Below are 22502 nucleotides of genomic sequence, written 5' to 3' on the forward strand. Positions count from 1 at the left end.
GTATGAAACTCACCGTGGTCGGCGGAGGCTCGACCTACACCCCCGAACTCATCGACGGCTTCGCCCGGTTGCGGGACACCCTGCCCATCGAGGAACTGGTGCTGGTGGACCCGGCCGCCGAACGCCTGGAGCTGGTCGGCGGCCTGGCCCGCCGGATCTTCGCCAAGCAGGGCCACCCGGGCCGGATCGTCACCACGTCCGACCTGGACGCGGGTGTCGACGGCGCCGACGCGGTGCTGCTCCAGCTCCGCGTCGGCGGGCAGGCGGCCCGGGACCAGGACGAGACCTGGCCCCTGGAGTGCGGCTGCATCGGCCAGGAGACCACCGGCGCGGGCGGCCTCGCCAAGGCGCTGCGGACGGTGCCCGTCGTCCTCGGCATCGCCGAGCGGGTCCGGCGCGCCAACCCGCGCGCCTGGATCATCGACTTCACCAACCCGGTGGGGATCGTCACACGTGCGCTGCTCCAGGCCGGGCACCGGGCGGTCGGGCTGTGCAACGTGGCGATCGGCTTCCAGCGGAAGTTCGCCGCACTGCTCGGCGTGGCGGCGTCCGACGTCCATCTGGACCACGTCGGCCTCAACCACCTCACCTGGGAGACGGGCGTACGGCTCGGCGGCCCCGAGGGCGAGAACGTCCTGCCGAAACTGCTGGCCGAACACGGCGACGCCGTCGCCGACGACCTGCGGCTGCCCCGCCCGCTCCTGGACCGCCTGGGTGTGGTCCCCTCGTACTACCTGCGCTACTACTACGCCCACGACGCGGTGGTGCGCGAGCTGCGCACCAAGCCCTCCCGGGCGGCGGAAGTGGCCGCCATGGAACGCGAACTGCTGCGGATGTACGGCGATCCGGCCCTGGACGAGAAGCCGGAGCTGCTCGCCAAGCGGGGCGGCGCCTACTACTCGGAGGCCGCCGTGGACCTGGCCGCGTCACTGCTGGGCGGCGCCGGCAGCCCGTACCAGGTGGTGAACACGTACAACGGGGGCACGCTGCCCTTCCTGCCGGACGACGCGGTGATCGAGGTGCAGGCGGCGGTCGGCCCGAAGGGGCCCGTCCCGCTGCCGGTGCCCGCGGTGGACCCGCTGTTCGCCGGCCTGGTGGCGAACGTGGCGGCCTACGAGGAGCTGGCCCTGGAGGCGGCGCTGCGCGGAGGGCGGGACCGGGTCTTCAAGGCACTGCTGTCCCATCCGCTGATCGGCCAGTACGAGTACGCCGAAGACCTGACCGACCGACTCGTCGCGCACAACCGGGAGCACCTCGCGTGGGCCTGACCGCAAGTGTCCTCGCCATCGACGCGGGCAACAGCAAGACCGACGTCGCGGTGGTGACGAGGGACGGGGAAGTCCTGGCCACGGCACGCGGCGGCGGGTTCCGGCCGCCCGCGGTGGGAGTGGAGACGGCGGTGGACGAACTGGCCGCCGCGGTCACGCGCGCGTACGCCGACGCCGGGGTCACCTCCGTCTCCCATGTCTCCGCGTGTCTCGCGAACGCCGATCTGCCCGTGGAGGAGGAACAGCTGGCGACCGCGTTGCACGCGCGCGGGTGGGGCGAGTCGGTGGAGGTCCGCAACGACACGTTCGCGATCCTGCGGGCGGGCGTGGCCGAGCCGCGTGGTGTGGCGGTGGTCTGCGGCGCGGGCATCAACTGCGTCGGCATGCGCCCCGACGGGCGCACCGCCCGCTTCCCGGCCCTCGGCCGCATCTCCGGCGACTGGGGCGGCGGCTGGGGGCTGGCCGAGGAGGCGCTGTGGCACGCGGCCCGCGCGGAGGACGGGCGCGGGGGCCCGACGGAACTGACGCGGACCCTTCCGGCTCACTTCGGGCTCGACTCGATGTACGCGCTCATCGAGGCCCTGCACCTCGAGCACGTCGGGCACGCGCGGCGCCACGAGTTGACGCCGGTGCTGTTCGAGACGGCCGCGCGCGGTGACGCCGTCGCGCGCTCGGTCGTGGCCCGCCTGGCCGGGGAGGTGGTGACCATGGCCACCGTGGCCCTGACCCGGCTCGACCTGCTGGACGAGGAGACCCCCGTGCTGCTGGGCGGGGGTGTCCTCACCGCCGGCCACCCCCAACTCGACGACGGCATCCGGGACCTGCTGTCGGCACGGGCACCGAAGGCGGTGGCCCGCGTGGTCACGGCGAGCCCGGTGCTGGGGGCGGCGCTGCTGGGCCTGGACCGGGTCGGCGGGGGCGCGCAGGCGCAGGAGCGGGCGCGGGCCCACTGGGAGTCCTGAGCCGGGCGGCCCGCACCAGGGAACCGAACAGATTCCCGCAGCGTATTCATGGGCAGAGGGTGGTGCAGACACCGCACCGCGCCGCAAGTCGACTGGACTGCGATCCGATCAAGATCCAGTGAAGGCCGGTGCGGAATGTCGGTCCGGGCGGCGATACTGGCGGCGAACGATGACCATGGGGGAGGTCAACAGTGACACACCCGCCGAAAAGCAGCACGGCACCACCAGCACCGGGTTCCGGCATGCCCGCCATGCCGGCCGTCCCGCCCCAGCCCCGACCCTCCGCGCCCGCGGGCCGGCCGGGGCAGCCCCGTCGTACGGCGTTCGCCGAGAGCGCCGAGCGGCTGCGCGCCGCGGCGACCACGGAACCCGGCCGGCTGCGCCTCATCGGTGCCGTACTGGCCCTCCTGGTCGTCGCGTTCGGCGCGGTCACCGCCTGGCAGACGACCGACCGCGCGGCCGCCGCCGACGACGTGCTGCACAGCAGCCAGCCGCTCAGCTCGGACGCGGCCGACATCTACCGCTCCCTCGCGGACGCCAACACGGCGGCGTCCAGCGGCTTCCTGGCGGGCGGTCAGGAGACGGCCGCCTCCCGCGACCGGTACGAGAAGGACATCAGCACGGCCGCCGCCAAGCTGGTCACGGCGGCCGCCGCCTCCGACCCGGGCTCGCCCTCCGAGGCCGCGATATCCAGGCTCAACAAGCTCCTCCCGGAGTACAAGGGGCTGGTCGAGCGGGCCCGTACCTACAACCGGCAGGGCTACCCGGTCGGCGGCGCCTATCTGCGCTACGCCAACGACAAGATGCAAAGCGAGATGCTCCCGGCGGCGGAGGACCTCTACAAGAAGGAGAACGACAAGCTCAGGTCCGACTACGGGAACGCCACCCCCTACCCGTGGGCGGCGATCGCCCTCGGCGTCCTCGTCCTCGCCGCGCTCGCCTGGGCCCAGCACCGCAACTACCGGCGCACCAACCGTGTGCTGAACCACGGCCTGGTCGGCGCCACGGCGTTCGCCACGGTGGTCCTGCTCTGGCTGGTCGTCGGCCACAGCGTCGCCCGCGCGGGCCTGAACGACTCCTACGACCACGGCGTCCGCTCGCTGAACGTGCTGCACGACGCCCGGATCGCCTCCCTCAAGGCCCGGGGCAACGAGAACCTGAGCCTGGTGGCCCGCGGCGCCGAGACGATCACGGTCGGCGACACGACGTACGACGCGTTCTACTACGACTTCGACAAGGACATGAAGGCCCTGGGCAAGGGGCTGACCGAGGCGGAGCGGCTCGCCGACGACCAGGCGGGGAGCAAGCCGGTCAAGGCGGCCGAGGGCAATATGACGGTGTGGAAGCAGCGCCACACCTCGGCCCGTACCGAGGACGAGAACGGCAACTACCAGCAGGCGCTGGACAAGGTGATCGGCGCCAAGGGCGCCACCGGCGAATGCTTCGACAGTGTCGACGACAACCTGAAGACCGCGATCGCGCACGAGCAGACCGAGTTCGGGCAGTCGGCCGGTGACGGCCGGGACGCGATGACCGGACTGCCCATCGGTGCGGCCGTCCTGGCCGTCCTGGGCGCGGCGGGCGCGCTGCTGGGCATCGGGCGCAGGCTTTCGGAGTACCGGTGAAAGGGGGCATGACGATGAACGCACGCAAGGGCTTCTTTCGCCGTGCGCGGGCCTCCCTGCGCGGCTGGGGCGGAGTGGGCGCGATGGCGGTCGTCTGCGCGGTGGCGCTGGCGTTCGCCCTGCTGCTGCCGCTGACCCAGACCCACGGCGACGGGGGCGGCGCCGCGGGCCTCGGCGGCCAGGGCGTGGCCACCGGCACCCAGGCGCGGGCGGACGGCTGCAAGGACTCGGAGGCCCAGAAGCAGACGCTGTCCCCGTCCGGCGCGGACGGCCCCACCATCGACGCGATCAAGGCCCGCCAGGGCGCGAAGCGGAAGCTGATCGTCGGCGTCGACCAGAACAGCTACCACTGGGGCTACCGCAACCCGAACAACAAGGACGCGGAGCTGGAGGGCTTCGACATCGACCTGGTCCACCGGATCGCCCAGGACATCCTCGGCGACCCGAAGGCGGTCCAGTTCAAGGCGATCCCGACCAGCCAGCGCATCCCGGCGATCCAGGACGGCCGGGTCGACATGGTCGTCCGCACGATGACCATCAACTGCGACCGTCTGGACCAGGTCGCCTTCTCAGCACCGTACTTCAAGACGGGCCAGACGGTCCTGGCGCCCAAGTCCTCGCCCATCACGGGCTACGACAAGTCGCTGGCGGGCAAGCGGATCTGCACGGCGTCGGGGTCCACGGCGTTCGGCAAGCTGGACGCGGACCGCAAGTCCGGCAAGCTGGTCTCCTCGGCCGACATCGACCACAACGTCCCCAACCAGCTCGACTGCCTGGTGCGGCTGCAGCTGGGCGAGGTAGACGCCGTGGTCACCGACGGCGCGCTGGCCGCGAGCCAGGCCGCCCAGGACCCGACGGTCGCCCTGAAGGGCTCGGCCTTCACCACCGAGTACTACGGCGTGGCGATGAAGAAGGACGCCGACGATCTGGTACGCCGGGTCAATCAGATCCTGGTGGGCTACCGCGCGAGCGGCTGGCAGGCGTCGTACGACAAGTGGCTGTCGGCGACACTGGGGGAGGACGCGACGCCGTCGAAGCCACCCGCGCCGGAATACCAGCGCAAGAGCTGACCGGGCGTCACCCGGGCGATCTTCGGGAAGACCTTCGGTCGAACGGATCGTGAACACATAGGCCGACACAGACCCCACACAGCAGCGAGAGGTGATCGATGGGCGTCACGGACCCCGCCGGGCCGGTGATGGACCGGGACGAGGTGGACCGTGCGCTGGCGCGGCTCGGCGCGGAGCACGAGGCGATCGAGAGCTCGCTGCTCGCCCTGCAGGACCACGCGGGCCGCAGACTCCTCGAAGGCGCCGAGCTCACTGGCACGACCAAGGAGCGCTGGACGGCCGCGGAGGCGTCGATCACCCTGCTGTGGGCGTACTTCGACGCGTACGCGGGTGCGCTGCGCAACGCCCGGGAGATCCGTGCCCGGCGCCGCTGGTCCAGCCGCGAGGACCTGGCGGAGCTGACCGAGCTGCTGCGCGGCGAGTCCGTCACGGTCGCGGGCAGCGCCACGGCGACGGCGAACGCGCCGACGCTGCTGTCCGCGGCGGGCAGGCTCAGCCAGCAGTTCACGCTGGCGGCGCTCGTGGAACGGATGAACGAGCTGTACGCGAGCTCACTGGACATGGTCGTGGCCGCCGACGCGGTGTGGTCGGCACTGCCCGCCCGCATCGATTTACTGGCCGCGGAGCTCCAGCGCACCCGCAAGCTCGCGCACTCCGTCGGTGTGCGCCCCGGCGAGCACCCGTCCGGCGACGACCTGGAGCGGATCACGCGCACGCTGACGAAGCTGCGCGAGGAGGTCGTCTCCGACCCCCTCGCCTTCTGGGTGCCGGCGCCGGGCAGTTCGGCACCGGGCGGCGGCCGGCCGGACACGACCGTGTACGACCGTGAGGCGCAGGCCCTGGAGGAGGTACGGCGGGAGATCGACGCCGTGCTGACGGTCCGGCAGGACGCGGAGCAGCGCCTGGTGAAACTGCGGGACGTGCTCTCCCGCGCGGACCGCACGCTCGCCGAGGCGCGCACCGCGCGCGGCGAGGTCCTCGCGAAGATCGCCGCCACGGAGGTGCCGGTCGTCAGCGGGCCGCCGACCGTGCTGCAGGAGCAGCTGGCGACCGCCGCCGAGTACCGCAGACAGGCCCAGTGGCACCGTCTGTCCCCGCTCCTTGAGTCCCTGGAGCAGAAGGCGGAGGACGAACTGCTGCGCGCCCGCGAGTCGTTGACCGCGGTCACCGCGCCGCTGGCGGTCCGCGCCGAGCTGCGCGGCCGTCTCGACGCGTACAAGGCGAAGGTCGCCCGGCACGGACTCGCGGAGGATCCGTTCCTTGTCGAGCGGTACGACGCGGCACGCCGCATGCTGTGGAGCGCGCCGTGCGACCTGCGCGTGGCCGAACAGGCCGTACTGCGTTATCAGCACGCGGCGGCCGAACTGCTGGGCGCCCCGCGGGTGCCGGGACAGGGCGGACCTCAGGACCGGAGGGGGAGTAGCCAGCCATGAGTCAGGCAGGACAGACATGTCAGCGGCCGGGCTGCGAGGGAACGTACGATGACGTGGGCGGCGGTGAGCTGTACTGCGACACGTGCGGTCTGGCTCCGGTCGTCTCTGCATTGGGGTCTCCCCTGCTCGAGCGAAGCCGAGAGCTTGGGGAAGGGATGGTCGGTTCGCCGCCCACCGGGATCAGCGGCAGCGGCAAGGGCTCGGCGGGCAGCGCCGGTTCGCGCTCCAGCGCCCGCAGTTCGCGTACGTCGTCGCAGTCGTCGAAGTCGCGGCGTTCGGTGTCGGGGCGGCTGTCGCGCTCGGTGTCGGGCAGGTCCACCGGCCGCTCGGTGTCGGTGCGCAGCTCCGGCTCCGCCTCCGGGTCGTCCGGGCGCGCCCGGCTGGGCGCCGGGCTGGTGTCGGTGCCCCAGGTGCCGCGGCCCGACCCGCGCGCGATGGTGCTGGAGAACCCCGAGGTGCCCGAGCGGAAGCGGTTCTGCTCGCGCTCGGACTGCGGGGCGCCGGTGGGGCGGGCGCGAGGTGACCGGGAGGGCCGTACGGAGGGCTTCTGCACCAAGTGCGGGAACCCGTACTCGTTCGTCCCGAAGCTGAGGTCCGGCGACATAGTGCACGGCCAGTACGAGGTCGTGGGCTGTCTGGCGCACGGCGGCCTGGGCTGGATCTACCTCGCGGTGGACCGGGCGGTCTCCGACCGCTGGGTGGTGCTCAAGGGCCTGCTGGACACCGGTGACCAGGACGCGATGGCGGCGGCGATCTCCGAGCGGCGCTTCCTCGCGGAGATCGAGCACGCCAACATCGTGCGGATCTACAACTTCGTGGAGCACCTGGACCAGCGCACCGGCTCGCTCGACGGCTACATCGTCATGGAGTACGTCGGCGGCAAGTCGCTGAAGGAGATCGCCAACGCGCGCCGCACACCGGACGGACGGCGGGATCCGCTGCCGGTGGAGCAGGCGTGCGCGTACGGCATCGAGGCCTTGGAGGCACTCGGCCATCTGCACAGCCGCAACCTGCTGTACTGCGACTTCAAGGTGGACAACGCGATCCAGACCGAGGACCAGCTCAAGCTGATCGACATGGGCGCGGTGCGCAGGATGGACGACGACGAGTCGGCCATCTACGGCACGGTCGGCTATCAGGCGCCGGAGGTCGCGGAGGCCGGCCCGTCGGTGGCGAGCGACCTCTACACGGTCGGCCGCACCCTGGCCGTGCTGACCTTCGACTTCCAGGGCTACACGAACGTCTTCGTGGACTCCCTGCCGGACCCCGACAACATCGAGGTCTTCCGCCAGTACGAGTCCTTCTACCGGCTGCTGGTCCGCGCCACCGACCCCGACCCGGCGCGCCGGTTCGCCTCCGCCCAGGAGATGTCCGAGCAGCTGACGGGCGTGCTGCGAGAGGTCGTGTCGCTCCAGACGGGGCGGGCGCGGCCCGCGCTGTCGACGCTGTTCGGGCCCGAACTCAAGGTCACCGACACGGAGTTGTTCCCGAAGCTGGACGGCGAGGTGTCACGGCTGGGGGCGAGAGCGGTGCCGTCCGGAAAGCAGGCGGCCTCCGCCGCCCCGGCCCCGGCGTCCCCGAACGGCGCCCCCGGCCTCGTCAAGCCGGTGGCCACCCCTGCCGCCGCCCTGGCGCTGCCCGTTCCGCTGGTGGACCCCTCGGACCCCAACGCCGGCTTCCTGGCGGGTCTGATGACCTCCGCGCCGGGCGAGCTGCTCGGCGCGCTGGCCGCGGCTCCGCAGCAGACCGTCGAGACGCGGCTGCGGCAGATCCGTGCCCGGCTGGAGAACGACGACTCCGAGGCCGCGCTGATGTCCCTGGCGAAGCTGGAGGACGAACAGCCCGACGACTGGCGGGTGGTGTGGTACCGGGGCGTGACCTCGCTGGTCACCGGTGACTTCGAGGCCGCCGCACTCGCCTTCGACGCGATCTACGACGCCTTCCCGGGCGAGGCGGCGCCCAAGCTGGCGCTCGCCCTGTGCGCGGAGGTGCTCGGCCAGCTGGACAACGCCGCGGAGTACTACCGGCTGGTGTGGTCGACCGACCCGAGCTATGTGAGCGCGGCGTTCGGCCTGGCCCGCGTCCAGCTCGCGGCGGGCGACCGCCGCAGCGCCGTACGGACGCTCGAGTCGGTCCCGGAGTCCTCGATCCACTACACCGCCGCGCGGGTGGCCGCCGTACGGGCGCGGCTGCGCGGGCGCACGGCGACCGCCGGGGACACACCGTTCCTGGAGGACCTGACCGCCGCCGCCAAGCAGGTGGAGGCCCTGGACGCATACGGGCTGGACCCGGCACGGCGCGAGCAGTTGTCGGCGGAGGTGCTCGGCAGCGCGCTCGACTGGATACTCTCCGGTGGCCAGGGTGCACAGCCGGCCGCCGGCGGACGGGTGCTGCTCGGCAGCGGCCTGGACGAGCGGGGCCTGCGCTTCGGCCTGGAGCGCTCGTACCGCACGCTGGCCCGGCTCGCGCCCGGCGGCGAGGAGAGGATCGACCTGGTGGAACGGGCCAACCGTTACCGCCCCCGGACGTGGGTGTAGTTGATGTCGCAGATGCCCCAGCAGGCCGCACCGTCGAAGTGCCCGAGCTGCGCGGAGCCGCTTGAGTCGGGTGACCGTTTCTGCGGTGCGTGCGGGTACGACCTGTCGGTGGTGCCCGCGCCGCCGCAGGACCACCCGACGCTCACCATGAACGGCGCCGGCGCGTCCGCGGACGGTATGCCCTGGCCCGTCGCGCCCGAGCCGTCCGGCTCCGACACACCGGCGGCGGTGCACCTGCCGACGGACCTCCCGGGGACCGACTCGGGCGGCTCCCCGCTGCCGCCCGCGTCGGGCTCCCCCGTGTCCCCGGCCTCGGGCGTGCGGTTCGACCGGCCGCCGGAGCCCGAGGAGTACCCGCTGCAGGCGCCGGACCCGCGGGTGGCCGCCGACCTCGCGGCGGCCGGGGAGAGCAAGGTGTGCGTGGCCTGCCGGGCGGGCCGGGTCGACAGCGACGGCTACTGCGAGAACTGCGGGCACGCGCAGCCGCGCGAACGCGACCACATGGAGCAGGAGTCCGGCCCGGTCGCCGCGGTCAGCGACCGCGGGCTGCGCCACCACCGCAACGAGGACGCCTTCGCCGTCGGCCACACCGCGCTGCCGGACGGCACGCCCGCGGCCGTCGCGATCGTCTGCGACGGCGTGTCCTCGGCGACCCGCCCCGACGACGCCTCGCTCGCCGCGTCGCAGGCGGCCGGCGAGTCGCTGCTGGCCGCCCTGCCGCGCGGTACGCATCCGCAGCAGGCGATGCACGAGGCGATCGTCGCGGCCTCGCACGCGGTCAACGCGCTGGCCGAGGAGCCCGCGACGGCCCGTGAGCACGCCCCGCACCAGAACGCCCCGGCGTGCACGATCGTCGGCGCGGTGGTCACCTCCGGCCTGCTGATCGTCGGCTGGGTCGGCGACAGCCGCGCCTACTGGGTGCCCGTGGACCGCAGTTCGCCCCCGGCCCGGCTCACCGAGGACGACTCCTGGGCCGCGCAGATGGTCGCCGCGGGCCTGATGAGCGAGGCGGAGGCGTACGCCGACGAGCGCGCCCACGCGATCACCGGCTGGCTCGGCGCGGACGCCTACGAACTGGAGCCGCACACCGCGGCCTTCAAGCCGGACCGGCCGGGTGTGGTGGTGGTCTGCACCGACGGTCTGTGGAACTACGCGGAGACGGCGGAGGAGATGTCCGAGGCCATCCCGCCGGACGCGGCCACCCGTCCGCTGCACAGCGCCCGGGTCCTGGTCGGGCACGCGCTGGACGGCGGGGGCCACGACAACGTAACAGTGGCCGTCCTCCCGTTCCCCGTGCCGCCGCAGGGGGCAGGATCGGCCTGAGGCCGCATACGGACCCAACAGCCACATACGGGGAACCCTGAGCGGACCGGAGGGGACCGGTCCGCATACAGTCGTCACCCACGCAACCCGTGGGGTCAGAGGGGGATTCAGAGCAGTCATGGCCAATTTCTCGAAATCGAACGTGCCGCAGTTCTCGATGGACGTGTACCAGAACGAGTACCTGCCGGAGGGCGGCCGCGAGGTCAACGCGATCGCCACCGTGACGGCGACGGGCGGCGGCACCGTCGGCAGCGCGGTCGGCGCGCCGCACCTGTACTCGTCCGGGCAGGGGCCGTCCGCGGCCGTGGCGATCATGGTCGACTGCTCGGGCTCAATGGACTACCCGCCGACCAAGATGCGCAACGCCCGCGACGCCACGGCCGCCGCGATCGACACCCTGCGCGACGGCGTGCACTTCGCGGTGATCGGCGGCACGCACGTCGCCAAGGAGGTCTACCCCGGCAACGGACGGCTCGCCGTCGCCGACGCCACCACCCGCGACCAGGCCAAGCAGGCGCTGCGCAAGCTCAGCGCCGGCGGCGGCACGGCCATCGGCACCTGGCTGCGGCTCGCCGACCGCCTGCTGTCCTCGGCGGACGTCGCCATCCGGCACGGCATCCTGCTCACCGACGGCCGCAACGAGCACGAGTCGCCCGAGGACCTGCGCGCCGCGCTCGACTCCTGCGCCGGACGCTTCACCTGTGACGCCCGGGGCGTGGGCACCGACTGGGAAGTGAAAGAAGTCACAGGAATCGCCTCCGCCCTGCTCGGCACCGCCGACATCGTCGCCGATCCGACGGGCCTCGCTGCGGACTTCACGCAGATGATGGAGACGGCGATGGGCAAGGAGGTCGCGGACGTCGCCCTGCGCTTGTGGACGCCGGTCGGCACGGCCATCAAGTTCGTCAAGCAAGTGGCGCCGACGGTGGTGGAGTTGACGGACCGTCGCACGGAGGCGGGCCCGCGCGCCGGGGACTACCCGACCGGTTCCTGGGGAGACGAGTCCCGTGACTACCACATCTGTGTCGAGGTCCCCTCGGCCGGTCTCGGCCAGGAGATGCTGGCCGCCCGGGTGTCCCTGGTCGTACCGCAGCCCGACGGAACCGTGCAGAACCTCGGCGCCCAGGGTCTGGTGAGGGCCGTGTGGACCGACGACATGGTCGCGTCCACCTCGATCAACCCCCAGGTCGCCCACTACACCGGCCAGGCCGAACTGGCACAGGTCATCCAGCAAGGGCTGGATCTTCGCAAAGCGGGAGATATGGACGGAGCAACGGCCAAACTGGGCCGGGCCGTTCAGCTCGCGAGCGCCTCCGGGAACGCCGATACTGCGAAACTGCTTGCGAAGGTGGTGGACGTGGTCGATGCCGCGACGGGTACTGTGCGACTGAAGGCGAAGGTCGCGGAGGCCGACGAGATGACCCTCGAGACCCGGTCCACAAAGACTGTTCGTGTAAAGAAGTGACCTAGAGCGAGCTCAGGAAGATCCTGACAGAGAGGGGGAAGCGCCGACATGCCGACCTGCCCGAACGGACACCAGTCGGGTTCCGACGACTGGTGCGAGGTCTGCGGTCACCGCATGGCCGGTGCCGTACCTCCGCCCCCGCCCCCGCCGCCGCCGGCCGGCGGCGGGTACGGCTTCCCGCCGCCGCCTCCGGGCGGTCCCGGCGGTCGGCCCGGGGGCCGACCGAACCTGTCCGCCGTGCCGGACCTGGAGCCGGAGCTCTGCCCGCAGTGCCGCACGCCCCGCGAGGGCGGTGCGCCGTTCTGCGAGGAGTGCCGGTGGAACTTCCTCACCAACACGGCCACCTCGTACACCCCGGCCGCCCCGCGCCCGGGCGGGCCCGGCCCGGCGGCCCCGCGTTTCCAGCCGCCGCCCGGCCAGTCCTACGGCGGCGGTGACTCGTACGAGTACCAGGGCTCGCGCCCCTCGCAGATGAATCGTCCCGCCGAGCCGATCCCGCCGTTCGGCAGCGAGCCGTCGGGGCCGACGCCGTTCGGCGGCGAACGCGGCCAGGGCGGTCCGCCGCCCTTCGGTGGCGAACGCGGCCCCGCCGGTCCCGGTCCCTCGGCGTTCGGCGGCGGGCAGGGTCCCTCCGGCCGGCCGGACTTCGGCGGGGGCCAGGCTCCGGGCGGTCCGCCGCCCTTCGGCCGTGAGCCCTCCGGTCCGTCCGGTCCTCCCGGACCTCCTGGTGCTCCCGGCGCCTTCGGCGGCGACCCCTCGCGGCCGGTTCCGCCGCCCCCGGGTCCCGGTGCCACGGCGGGTGGCCCTCCGCAGGCCTTCCAGCAGCCCGGCCCGCCCGCTCCCCCGGCCTTCCCGCAGGAGACCGGCCGTGCGCCGGCCGGCGGTCCGTCCTTCGGCGGCGGTGACGACGACTGGGTCATCTCTCCGCCGTCCACCGGCCCCTCGGGTCCGGCCGGCCAGGGCGGTGGCTACGGCTATCCGCAGCCCGGCTACCCCCAGCCCGGTTCCACCCAGGCGCCGTCCGGCCCCGCCTTCCCGCAGGCTCCGCAGGGACCGGTCACCTGGACCGCGACCATCGGCCCGGACCGCGAGTACTTCATGGCGATGATGCAGCGCTCGGGGCCGGAGGCCACGGGTCTCAATCTGCCCGCGTACTCGCCCGAGCAGCAGCGCACGCTCACCGGCAACCAGGTCACCATCGGCCGCCGCCGGCACTCCACCGGCGACACCCCCGACATCGACCTGGCGGTGCCGCCGGAGGACCCGGGCGTCTCGCACCAGCACGCGGTCCTGGTCCAGCAGCCGGACGGCACCTGGGCCATCGTCGACCAGAACTCGACGAACGGTACGACGGTCAACGGCTCGGAGGAGCCGATCCAGCCCTTCGTGCCGGTGCCGCTGCAGGACGGGGACCGGGTGCACGTGGGCGCCTGGACGACGATCACGATCCGGCGCGGCTGAGCGCCGGTCAGTCCGGGAGGGGCCAGGCGTACGGCCCCTCGGGGTCGTCCAGCCATGCCCACTCGCGCTCGGTGCCGACCGTGATGCCGTAGCGCTCGCGCTCCGGCATGCCCTCGTGGTCCCAGAGCTCGTACGCCTCCCGCGGCTCCAGGGCATCCCGGGTCAGGGCCAGCAGGAACCGGAACAGCTCGTGTCCCCGGGCCCGGCGCGGCACTCCGGCCAGGGGCGGCGGCTCCGCCTCTGACCTGTGCTCGCCGCGCAGCGGCACGAAGTAGGCGGGCGTGTGCAGGAAGCGGCCCTCGGCGTGCCCGGCGTCCCGCACGGTCAGCGTGATCAGACCGGTGGACAGCGGTGCCAGGATCCGGGCGCCGGGGCCGCACTGGGCGAGCCAGGCACGCGGGACCGTCGGCACGGTGCAGGTGGCGATGATCCGGTCGAAGGGGGCGCGTTCCGCGACTCCGCGCGCTCCGTCGCCGGTGACCACCACCGGGTGGTACCCGGCCGCCGCCAGGTGCTGCCGGGCCGACTCGGTGATCTCCGGATCCAGGTCGACGGTGGTGACGAGGTCGTCGTCGCCGAGCCGGTGGGCGAGCAGGGCCGCGTTGTAGCCGGTGCCCGTGCCGATCTCCAGGACCCGGTCGCCGTCCCGCACCCGCAGCGCGGCCAGCATGTCCGCCATCAGCGAGGGCTGGCTGCTGGACGAGACCAGCTCGCCGTCGCGCACCCGCGTGGCCAGCGGGCTGTCCGCGTAGGCACCGCGCACCCAGCGCTCGCGCTCCCCCGGATCGGGGCTCTCGCCCCAGCAGCGCTCATAGCCGCCCAGGACGCCGATGTAGTAGTACGGCACGAAGAGGTGCCGCGGCACCTGCTGGAAGGCCTCCCGCCACACCGGGTCCTCGTCCCAGGCGCCGCTCGCGTCGATCTCCCGCACCAGCGCCGCCCGCGCCGAGGCGGCGATCTCGTCCAGGTCCCTGCCGGGAGCATGCGCGCCCATGGGTCCACTGTGCGGCGCTGGACGACGGGAGGCGAGCACGGCGGACGGCCACCGGTCCTAAGCCCTGAGTCCTGGGTCTCCCGGTCTGAGACCATGTACGGGTGAAAGAGATTCGGCGCGGCACGCTTCAGGAGCAGACCTTCTACGAGCAGGTCGGCGGGGAGGAGACCTTCCGCCGGCTGGTCCACCGTTTCTACGAGGGAGTGGCCGAGGACCCGTTCCTGCGGCCGATGTACCCGGAGGAGGACCTGGGCCCGGCCGAGGAACGGCTGGCCCTGTTCCTGATGCAGTACTGGGGCGGCCCCACGACCTACAGCGACAACCGCGGCCACCCCCGCCTGCGCATGCGCCACGCCCCCTTCACGGTCGACCGGGCCGCGCACGACGCCTGGCTGAAGCACATGAGGGTGGCCGTCGAGGAGCTCGGCCTGTCCGAGGAGCACGAGCAGACGCTGTGGAACTACCTGACGTACGCGGCGGCCTCGATGGTGAACACCCCGGAATGAGCCCGGCCGTGAGCAGAGCCGTGAGCACGGCGGTAAGCATGGCGGTGAGCACGACGGTGAGCACGGCGATCCTCACCGTCGACTGAGCGTCGGATTCCGGTCTTGGGACGCCGGAATCCGGTCATGATCCGGTCAAGTCCGGTTCTCAAGCCCTTACTCCCGGGCGGTCCCCTCGGCCAGCATCGCCGGAAGGTCTGGAAGTCCGGACACACGGGGCAGGGTGACGGGGTTCGTCCTCTCACGCGCACGGGCACACCGCCTGCTGCTCGCGGCCGCGCTGTCACCGTCCTGCTGACCACGGCGGTCCTGGCGACCCTCACCGGGTACTCGGACGCGATCGGCGACGCCGCCCTGCGCCACTCCCGGACCACATCGGGGTGTGGCCGGACGACAGCGAATGATCACCGGCCCGAACCGAGCGCGGGGTGAGCGCCGGTCAGCGGACGCTGACGTCCAGCGCGCCGAGTCCCGCCCTGCGTACGGCGATCGAACCGTAGGGCGTGCGCAGCCTCAGCCACGCGCCGGAGGAGAAAAGCCCCAGCGGCGGCTCGCCGGTCGCGTGCGCGCTGCCCGACGGGGTGGACGTCCGCAGGAATCCCAGCGACTGGGCCGCGTGCACGGCCCGCACCGGCAGAGGGGTCTCGCCGACCGTGCGGGACCAGATGTCCCGCCCGATCCGGTCGAGCTCGATCCGCGTACGCCGCTCCGGCGCCAACTCCTGCGTACGGGACCGGAATTCGGCGACGGCCGCGCCGACCATGGCACGCAGGGCGTCCGGTGCCGGCAGCCCCGGCTCGGCGCGCCAGCCGCCGCGCGGCGGAAGGACTCCCGCCCACGGCGGCCCGGTCACCGCGGCCGGGACGGCGGCCGTGGCCGCCGACTCGTCCACGGACTCCAGGAACTCACCGGCGGACACGGTCACGTCGAGCCTGGCGTCGAGCCCGTTCTCGTACGGCTTCGCCAGCCGCACCGCGCGGATCGCCAGCACCTCGAAGGACGGCGGCCGCCCGAACACGGCGAGCGCCTTCCCCGCCGCCTGGAGGCGTACCGCCGCTCCGCGGTCGTAGTGGAGCAGCCGGGAGAGGAAGGCCGCGAGGTCCGCCGCTTCCCCCTCGTCGGCGAGGTGGAGCACCGTCATGCGGCGACGGCCTCCTCCTCGCTGACGGCGGTCTTGTCGTCCATGTACTCCTGGAGGAACTCCCGCTCCTGCGCAGTGATCCGGCGCGGCCGCTGCGCCTGGAAGTCGAACGGCACGATCACCGTGGACGCCCGGACATAGACCAGGTCGTCGTCCTTCACCTCGTAGGTGAGGGTGAAGGACGCCGCCCTGATCTCCGTGACCCACAGCTCGATGACCACCGGCGCGTGCCGGTGGACGAGCTGCCGCTTGTAGTCGATCTCGTGGCGCGCCACCACGGACCCCTGCTTGAAGTCCTTCTCCGGGCGGAACAGGAAGTCGATACGGGCTTCCTCCAGGTAGCGGAGGAACACCACGTTGTTGACGTGGCCGTACGCGTCCATGTCGGCCCAGCGCAGCGGGCAGTGGTAGATGTGCCGCAAGATCAGCCCCGGGTCAGCTTCTTGTAGGTGGCGCGGTGCGGACGTGCGGCGTCCGGTCCGAGCCGCTCGATCTTGTTCTTCTCGTACGACTCGAAGTTGCCCTCGAACCAGAACCACCGGGACTCACCCTCGTAGGCGAGGATGTGCGTGGCGACACGGTCGAGGAACCACCGGTCGTGGGAGACGACCACGGCGCAGCCCGGGAACTCGAGCAGCGCGTTCTCGAGGCTCGACAGGGTCTCGACGTCGAGGTCGTTGGTCGGCTCGTCGAGGAGCAGCAGGTTGCCGCCCTGCTTCAGGGTCAGCGCCAGGTTGAGACGGTTGCGCTCACCACCGGAGAGGATACCGGCCGGCTTCTGCTGGTCCGGGCCCTTGAAGCCGAAGGCGGAGACATAGGCGCGCGAGGGCATCTCGACCTGGCCGACGTTGATGTAGTCGAGCCCGTCGGACACGACCTCCCACAGCGTCTTCTTGGGGTCGATGTTGGAGCGGCCCTGGTCGACGTAGGAGATCTTGACGGTCTCGCCGACCTTGATGTCACCGGCGTCCGGCGTCTCCAGGCCCTGGATCATCTTGAACAGGGTGGTCTTGCCGGCGCCGTTCGGGCCGATGACGCCGACGATGCCGTTGCGCGGCAGGGTGAAGGACAGGCCCTCGACGAGGATCTTCTCGCCGAAGCCCTTGTGCAGGTCGTTCACCTCGACCACGACGTTGCCCAGACGCGGGCCCGGCGGGATCTGGATCTCCTCGAAGTCCAGCTTCCGCATCTTGTCCGCCTCGGCCGCCATCTCCTCGTACCGCGCGAGACGGGCCTTGGACTTGGCCTGGCGCCCCTTGGCGTTGGAGCGCACCCACTCCAGCTCTTCCTTGAGGCGCTTCTGCCGCTTGGCGTCCTTCTGGCCCTCGACCTTGAGGCGGGTGGCCTTGGTCTCCAGGTACGTGGAGTAGTTGCCCTCGTACGGGTAGGCGCGGCCGCGGTCGAGCTCGAGGATCCACTCGGCGACGTTGTCCAGGAAGTACCGGTCGTGGGTGATCGCCACGACGGTGCCCGCGTACTTGGCGAGGTGCTGCTCCAGCCAGTTCACCGACTCGGCGTCGAGGTGGTTGGTGGGCTCGTCGAGGAGCAGCAGGTCGGGCTGCTCGAGCAGGAGCTTGCACAGGGCGACGCGGCGGCGCTCACCGCCGGAGAGGTTGGTGACGGCCCAGTCGCCGGGCGGGCAGCCCAGGGCGTCCATGGCCTGCTCCAGCTGGGCGTCGAGGTCCCAGGCGTTGGCGTGGTCGAGCTCCTCCTGGAGCTTGCCCATCTCGTCGAGCAGCGCGTCCGAGTAGTCGGTCGCCATGAGCTCGGCGATCTCGTTGAACCGGTCGAGCTTGCCCTTGACCTCGGCGACGCCCTCCTGGACGTTCTCCAGGACGTTCTTCTCCTCGTTCAGCGGGGGCTCCTGGAGGAGGATGCCAACGCTGTAGCCGGGCGAGAGGAAGGCGTCACCGTTGGACGGCTGCTCCAGACCAGCCATGATCTTCAGCACGGTCGACTTACCGGCACCGTTCGGGCCGACGACGCCGATCTTGGCACCCGGCAGGAAGCTCAGGGTGACATCGTCGAGAATCACCTTGTCGCCGTGCGCTTTGCGCGCCTTGCGCATGGTGTAAATGAACTCAGCCAAGAGAAACCGTCCGGCAGCTTGAAATCTGGCAGTGGGCAGATACACCCCATCTTGCCTGACCGCCAGCCTTGGGTGTTAACCCGTTTGGTTTGGTGGCTCTGACCTGGCATTTCTTGGCAGGCGCCGCTACCTCACCTGTCGCCGTCGGTCGTCAAAGATCGGCCTCGGCACTCTCGCACGGCCCAGGGACGGCCCGGCGCGGGGGATCGATCGGGCATTGAACGGGCACGCCCGCGACCGGACCCTTGGCACGGGGGCGGGCTCGCCATCGACTGTCCGCCGGCGGTTGATCGGGGTCTCGTAACACGATCTCGCAGTGGGCGGCGGGCACGACGATGTCCGCCGTTTCCACAGGCCGCCCCTGGTCGCTGTGGTACGTCCGCCGGATGTGCGTGACGAGCCCGGCCTTCTGGATGCCCAGGAGTGACGCCTCCTCCGCAGTCGCCTGCCGAGGTCGTACGGCTCCCCTCTGCCGTGGGTGTCCTCGCGATCACCCGCGTCGCGACCGACGCCACCGGGCGAGTCGTCGAGGCCGCGTTTCTGGTGTTCCCGGGGGCCGCGTCGACGCGGAGGCCAGGCCCTGCTGTCTGAACACCGACGACAACGCCGGCTGCGTGTCCCCTCTGGCGGACAACATCGACGGTACGACCGGGAACGGTCGCCGAGTTGCTTGAGCAGGCTTCAGACACCCTCGACGGGGAACCGCTCGGTGCCGGCGCAACGTCTGCCCGGGGGGCGAGAACATGGCGACAGAGCTTTGGGGGCGGAGTGCAGCCGGACACTGACCTACCCGTCGGTCTCAGCCCGACGGAGACAGCCGCTCTCTTGCTGAGCAAGATTCGTCAGGGCAACGATTACGCCCACCGCAAGAAGCAATGGTTTCGCCGAGGCGCTTCCGTGACCAAGATGCTGACGCTTGGGCTGTCCGCAGCGTCCACCGTCATTCTGGGCCTGCAAAGCCTCAACGCGCGGGCCGATCTGGCCCTCCCGTTTGTGGCGCTGGTGACGTTGCTGGGAGCCGTCGAACCGTTCTTCAACTGGCGCTCCCGGTGGGTTCTGATGGAGGAAGCGCAGTACCGGTTCCAGCGGCTTGCCGATGACCTGGAATACCTCGCGGCATCGACAGCCGTCGACGATCTCACATTTGATCAACTTGGAGAGGTCTTCGATCGCTATCAGACGATCTGGGATGACCTAGGCCGCACGTGGCTGGAGCACCGCCGGGAACCTGCGCCGTCGCCCAATGCCTACTAGCGGTCACGGCCTGCTCCGTGCGGCCTGACTTGCCGACGGCGACGTACCGGCGCTGCTGCGCCAGGTCGACACGGCGGACCTTGACCGGACGACCGCCACGATGCGGCGGCTCTGCCCGGGCTGGGAGATCAACGCCCTGACCTGCTGCTGAGCTGACGGCAGTTGTCGACGGCATTCCGGCGCACCGGGCCACACGGTTTGCGTCGAGACGGCAATCCAAACGAGCGCCGCTTACGTAACCACCATGCGGCCGCAACCACGGATACGTCCCTAGCCAGGCGCCGATCGCCTCAGCCGCGATGATCAATTCTTTCCCCGTGCGCGTTCCTGGCTCCGGAGGCGTTCCGGATGCACGGTGAGGAAGCGCTCATGTACGACCCGAACCCCGACGACGCCCAGCGCGACCAGGTGCTACGCGCCGCTGCGGTCCGCCCGGTCCAGGCGATCCTGGTCGACCAGCCGGAGGCGCGGCACGCACCGGCGGAGGCGTCGCCGTCATGACCGGTGCCGACAACCTGCAGGCGTTCAAGCGCGATGGCCGCATCGTGGTCGTAGGGGCGTCGCTGGCCGGACTGCGGGCCGCGGAGGCGCTGCGAGACGAGGGCTTCACCGGATCGCTGACCATGATCGGCGACGAGCTGGGCGAGCCCTACGACCGGCCTCCCCTGTCCAAGCAGCTACTGACCGGGTGGGTGCCGGCCGGGGGCACCGCTTTGCCCCGCCGTCGTTGCATCGATGCGGAGTGGCTGCTGGGCGTGCCCGCCAGCGGGCTGGACCTCGCGACGAACCACGTGCGACTCGCCGACGGCCGCGAGGTTCCCTTCGACCGGGTGTTGATCTCTACCGGCGTACGGGCACGGCCGTGGTTCGTCGAGTCCGAGGCGGCCCTGGACGGAGTGTTCGTCGTACGTACCCGCGAGCATGCCGAGAGCCTGCACCGGGCCCTCGCTGCCGGGCCTTCCCGCGTTCTGGTCATCGGTGCGGGATTCACCGGCTCCGAGATCGCCTCCATCTGCCGCGAGCGGGACATCCCGGTGACCGTCGCCGAACTCGGGGCGGCCCCGCTGGTCGGGGCGCTGGGTGCCGTGATCGGTGAGGTAGCGGCGGACATGCAGCGCGCTCACGGCGTCGACCTGCGTTGCGGTGTCAAGGTCGCCCGGCTTGAGGGCGACGCGCGGGGACGGTTTCGCCGTGCTCACTTCGACGACGGCAGTACGGTCGACGCCGATGTGGCGGTGGTGGCACTCGGGAGCATCCGCAACACCGAGTGGCTGCGGGAGTCGGGACTGGCGGCGGGCGTGTGGGGAATCACCTGCGACACGGGCTGCCGCGCCCTCGACCTCAATGGCCGCGCCACCGACGACGTCTTCGCCGCGGGAGACGTGGCACGTTGCCCGAACCCCATCTACGAATACCGGCTCATCTCACTGGAGCACTGGGCCAACGCCGTGGAGCAGGCAGAGGTCGCCGCACACAACATGGTCAGCGCCCAGGCGGACCGCTGGCCCCACCTGTCCGTCCCGCTGTTCTGGTCGATCCAGTTCGGCGTCAACATCAAGTCCGTCGGCGTGCCGACCTTCGCCGACGAGGTGGCCGTCACCCAGGGCTCGCTGGACGACCACCGTTTCGTCACCGCATATGGCTATCGGGGCCGCGTCACGGCTGCCGTGAGCTTCGACAACGCCAAGTGGCTGGACCACTACCGACGGTTGATCGAGACGGCCGCACCTTTCCCGCCGCCCTGCCCCACGCCGGATCAGCCGGCCGACATGAAACCGGTGCCCGTCGACTTCCCCGGCCCCGCCCTGCTCGCCCAGGGCGCCACCGTGGTCGTCACGGGCCATGACCCGGGTGGGCGCCGCGTCACGGCCGTGCACCGGCATCGACAGGAGGAAGGCCAGGTGACCACGACCGAGACGCCCGGCACGCTGCAACGGATCTTCGACTACTCCGCCCGGGCCGACCCGTACCCGCTGTATGCCGAGTTGCGCAGGACGCCGGTGGCTCGGCAGGAGGACGGCAGCTACGTCGTCAGCACCTACCGTGAGATCACGGACATACTGAATGACCCGCATCTGAGCTCCGACGTGCGCAATCTGTCGTGTCCGATGCCCTCGGTCGAGGGAGGGGCCCCGTCGTCGTTCATCCACATGGACCCGCCCGAGCACGATCGCCTGCGGCGTATGGCGATGCGTCACTTCGGCCCCCCGCACACCCCGGGGCTGGTGACCGGCATGGAAGGCGACCTGACCGCCACGGTCAGCAGCCTGATCGACGGTTTCGCGGGCAAGGAGCGGATCGACGTCGTCGACGATTTCGCCTTCCCGCTCCCCGTAACCGTGACCTGTCACTTGCTCGGCGTGCCACGCGAGGACGAGCCGAGGTTCCACCTCTGGGTGAACGACATCATGAACTCGGTCGACTACGACCCCAAGACCGACCCGAAGGAGAAACTGGAGAAGGGTGTACAGGCCCGCAAGGATTTGCGCCAATGCCTCGGCGGCCTGGTGGAACAGCGCCACGGCCGGCCGGGCGAGGGTCTGTTGGGCCGGCTGGCCAACGATGACGGGCCCGACGGTCGGATGGCCGACGCCGAAATCGTCGCCACCGCCAAACTCCTGCTCATCGCCGGCCATGAGACCACCGTCAACCTCATCACCAACGGAATGCTGACGCTGCTGCGCCACCCGCAGGTGCTGCAGCGACTGCGCGACGAACCGGACCTCGTCGTGCCGCTCGTCGAGGAACTGCTGCGCTACGAGCCCCCCGTGCACATCATTCCCTGGCGAGCGGCGTACAGCGACATCACCGTCGGCGACACCGTCATCCCCAAAGGTTCGCAGATCATGCTCATGTTGGCCTCGGGCAGCCGCGATCCGAAGCGCTTCCACGATCCCGACCGCTTCGACCCCGACCGGCGTGACAACCAGCACCTCGGCTTCGGCAGCGGCATCCACCTGTGCTTCGGCGGCCCACTGGCCCGCCTGGAAACCCAGATCGCGCTGACCGAGCTGGTACGCCGGCTCGACCGCCCCAGGCTGGTCGCCGACCCACCTCCGTACCGGCCCAGCCCCGTTCTTCGGGGTCCGATCCATCTGGACATCGAGCAGGGTGACGGTTGACGCGCGGGTGCGCTGACCGATCAGGCGCCGGCTGTGGTCGAGGTGGACGTCAAAGGCCCCGGACCATGATCCTTGGGTTCTAGTGGTCGTCGCAACACCCCAGCTGGTGGGGTGCGATGGACTTCAAGATCCGGGAGAACCGGGGCAAGGCTCAGGGCCGCAAGATCCTGGTCCGTGAGCGGGAGGAATACTTCCGGCTCATGGATCAGGGCCTGAGCAGCGCCGAAGCCTGCAAACGCGTCGGGATCAACTACC

Annotated in this window: 17 protein-coding genes and 3 pseudogenes; 15 read left to right on the plus strand and 5 right to left on the minus strand. The window is 71.3% G+C overall.

All coding sequences use genetic code 11. The features are described from left to right. Window positions 1-2: 2 nt before the first annotated feature. The 9 genes from Q8A52_RS39370 to Q8A52_RS39410 all read left to right on the plus strand — a co-directional run bounded on the left by Q8A52_RS39370 (window position 3) and on the right by Q8A52_RS39410 (window position 13144). Window positions 3-1268, plus strand: coding sequence for a 6-phospho-beta-glucosidase (locus Q8A52_RS39370; protein WP_316760865.1), 1266 nt, complete (start codon window positions 3-5; stop codon window positions 1266-1268). Beyond that, window positions 1259-2230: an N-acetylglucosamine kinase gene (locus Q8A52_RS39375; protein WP_316760867.1), complete on the plus strand. Its 972-nt coding sequence runs from the start codon at window positions 1259-1261 to the stop codon at window positions 2228-2230. Before Q8A52_RS39370 ends, Q8A52_RS39375 begins: the two co-directional genes overlap by 10 nt. Before the next feature lie 251 nt (window positions 2231-2481). Beyond that, window positions 2482-3855 (plus strand): hypothetical protein, encoded by a 1374-nt coding sequence (locus tag Q8A52_RS39380; RefSeq protein WP_316760909.1) that lies wholly within the window; start codon window positions 2482-2484, stop codon window positions 3853-3855. A gap of 8 nt (window positions 3856-3863) precedes the next feature. Next, a complete protein-coding gene (locus Q8A52_RS39385) occupies window positions 3864-4925 on the plus strand; it encodes a glutamate ABC transporter substrate-binding protein (RefSeq protein ID WP_316760869.1) in 1062 nt (353 codons plus the stop codon). 98 nt (window positions 4926-5023) lie between these two features. After that, a complete protein-coding gene (locus Q8A52_RS39390; protein WP_316760871.1) occupies window positions 5024-6358 on the plus strand; it encodes a coiled-coil domain-containing protein in 1335 nt (444 codons plus the stop codon). Further along, a complete protein-coding gene (locus tag Q8A52_RS39395; protein WP_316760874.1) occupies window positions 6355-8895 on the plus strand; it encodes a serine/threonine-protein kinase in 2541 nt (846 codons plus the stop codon). The genes Q8A52_RS39390 and Q8A52_RS39395 overlap by 4 nt, the downstream gene beginning before the upstream one ends. Before the next feature lie 3 nt (window positions 8896-8898). Beyond that, window positions 8899-10218, plus strand: a complete 1320-nt coding sequence (locus Q8A52_RS39400) for a PP2C family serine/threonine-protein phosphatase (protein WP_316760876.1) — start codon at window positions 8899-8901, stop codon at window positions 10216-10218. Between the two features lie 118 nt (window positions 10219-10336). Further along, window positions 10337-11683, plus strand: a complete 1347-nt coding sequence (locus Q8A52_RS39405) for a vWA domain-containing protein (RefSeq protein ID WP_316760878.1) — start codon at window positions 10337-10339, stop codon at window positions 11681-11683. Window positions 11684-11731: 48 nt separating this feature from the next. Further along, window positions 11732-13144: an FHA domain-containing protein gene (locus tag Q8A52_RS39410; RefSeq protein ID WP_316760881.1), complete on the plus strand. Its 1413-nt coding sequence runs from the start codon at window positions 11732-11734 to the stop codon at window positions 13142-13144. Window positions 13145-13151: 7 nt separating this feature from the next. On the opposite strand, the gene Q8A52_RS39415 is transcribed toward Q8A52_RS39410, so the two are convergent. After that, window positions 13152-14138: a methyltransferase domain-containing protein gene (locus Q8A52_RS39415; protein WP_316760884.1), complete on the minus strand. Its 987-nt coding sequence runs from the start codon at window positions 14136-14138 to the stop codon at window positions 13152-13154. 101 nt (window positions 14139-14239) lie between these two features. Between Q8A52_RS39415 and Q8A52_RS39420 the strand changes: the two genes are divergently transcribed. Continuing rightward, window positions 14240-14644 carry a globin gene (locus Q8A52_RS39420; protein ID WP_316760887.1) on the plus strand — a complete coding sequence of 135 codons (405 nt, stop codon included), beginning with the start codon at window positions 14240-14242 and terminating at the stop codon, window positions 14642-14644. A 436-nt stretch (window positions 14645-15080) separates the two neighbouring features. Here Q8A52_RS39420 and Q8A52_RS39425 read toward each other — a convergent pair whose 3' ends face one another. The 4 genes and pseudogenes from Q8A52_RS39425 to Q8A52_RS49310 form a co-directional block, all read right to left on the minus strand. Continuing rightward, complete coding sequence (locus tag Q8A52_RS39425) at window positions 15081-15782, minus strand: hypothetical protein (RefSeq protein ID WP_316760889.1); 702 nt, start codon at window positions 15780-15782, stop codon at window positions 15081-15083. Further along, complete coding sequence (locus Q8A52_RS39430; protein WP_316760891.1) at window positions 15779-16204, minus strand: acyl-CoA thioesterase; 426 nt, start codon at window positions 16202-16204, stop codon at window positions 15779-15781. Before Q8A52_RS39430 ends, Q8A52_RS39425 begins: the two co-directional genes overlap by 4 nt. Window positions 16205-16206: 2 nt before the next feature. Next, window positions 16207-17871, minus strand: coding sequence for an energy-dependent translational throttle protein EttA (gene ettA, locus Q8A52_RS39435; RefSeq protein ID WP_316760892.1), 1665 nt, complete (start codon window positions 17869-17871; stop codon window positions 16207-16209). Window positions 17872-18153: 282 nt separating this feature from the next. Beyond that, window positions 18154-18325: pseudogene (locus Q8A52_RS49310) on the minus strand (UTRA domain-containing protein); the annotation flags it as partial. Between the two features lie 371 nt (window positions 18326-18696). Here Q8A52_RS49310 and Q8A52_RS39445 point away from each other — a divergent pair. The 5 genes and pseudogenes from Q8A52_RS39445 to Q8A52_RS49490 all read left to right on the plus strand — a co-directional run. After that, the gene (locus Q8A52_RS39445) at window positions 18697-19125 is read left to right on the plus strand and encodes an SLATT domain-containing protein (RefSeq protein ID WP_316760894.1); all 429 of its coding nucleotides are present in this window, start codon (window positions 18697-18699) and stop codon (window positions 19123-19125) included. A 348-nt stretch (window positions 19126-19473) separates the two neighbouring features. After that, window positions 19474-19626, plus strand: a complete 153-nt coding sequence (locus Q8A52_RS39450) for a ferredoxin reductase (protein WP_316760897.1) — start codon at window positions 19474-19476, stop codon at window positions 19624-19626. After that, window positions 19623-20993 (plus strand): annotated as a pseudogene (locus tag Q8A52_RS39455) (NAD(P)/FAD-dependent oxidoreductase); the annotation flags it as partial. The gene Q8A52_RS39450 and the pseudogene Q8A52_RS39455, both read left to right, overlap by 4 nt. Before the next feature lie 132 nt (window positions 20994-21125). Further along, complete coding sequence (locus tag Q8A52_RS39460) at window positions 21126-22247, plus strand: cytochrome P450 (protein WP_408649334.1); 1122 nt, start codon at window positions 21126-21128, stop codon at window positions 22245-22247. Window positions 22248-22363: 116 nt separating this feature from the next. Continuing rightward, window positions 22364-22502: pseudogene (locus Q8A52_RS49490) on the plus strand (IS30 family transposase); the annotation flags it as partial.

It is taken from the genome of Streptomyces herbicida, assembly GCF_032656585.1.
GTDB lineage: Bacteria > Actinomycetota > Actinomycetes > Streptomycetales > Streptomycetaceae > Streptomyces > Streptomyces herbicida.

Coding starts and splice junctions, on each gene's coding strand:
- Q8A52_RS39370 (WP_316760865.1), top strand. CDS start 3: ATGAAACTCACCGTGGTCGGCGGAGGCTCGACCTACACCCCCGAACTC.
- Q8A52_RS39380 (WP_316760909.1), top strand. CDS start 2,482: ATGCCGGCCGTCCCGCCCCAGCCCCGACCCTCCGCGCCCGCGGGCCGG.
- Q8A52_RS39385 (WP_316760869.1), top strand. CDS start 3,864: ATGACGATGAACGCACGCAAGGGCTTCTTTCGCCGTGCGCGGGCCTCC.
- Q8A52_RS39390 (WP_316760871.1), top strand. CDS start 5,024: ATGGGCGTCACGGACCCCGCCGGGCCGGTGATGGACCGGGACGAGGTG.
- Q8A52_RS39395 (WP_316760874.1), top strand. CDS start 6,355: ATGAGTCAGGCAGGACAGACATGTCAGCGGCCGGGCTGCGAGGGAACG.
- Q8A52_RS39400 (WP_316760876.1), top strand. CDS start 8,899: ATGTCGCAGATGCCCCAGCAGGCCGCACCGTCGAAGTGCCCGAGCTGC.
- Q8A52_RS39405 (WP_316760878.1), top strand. CDS start 10,337: ATGGCCAATTTCTCGAAATCGAACGTGCCGCAGTTCTCGATGGACGTG.
- Q8A52_RS39410 (WP_316760881.1), top strand. CDS start 11,732: ATGCCGACCTGCCCGAACGGACACCAGTCGGGTTCCGACGACTGGTGC.
- Q8A52_RS39415 (WP_316760884.1), bottom strand. CDS start 14,138: ATGGGCGCGCATGCTCCCGGCAGGGACCTGGACGAGATCGCCGCCTCG.
- Q8A52_RS39425 (WP_316760889.1), bottom strand. CDS start 15,782: ATGACGGTGCTCCACCTCGCCGACGAGGGGGAAGCGGCGGACCTCGCG.
- Q8A52_RS39450 (WP_316760897.1), top strand. CDS start 19,474: ATGCACGGTGAGGAAGCGCTCATGTACGACCCGAACCCCGACGACGCC.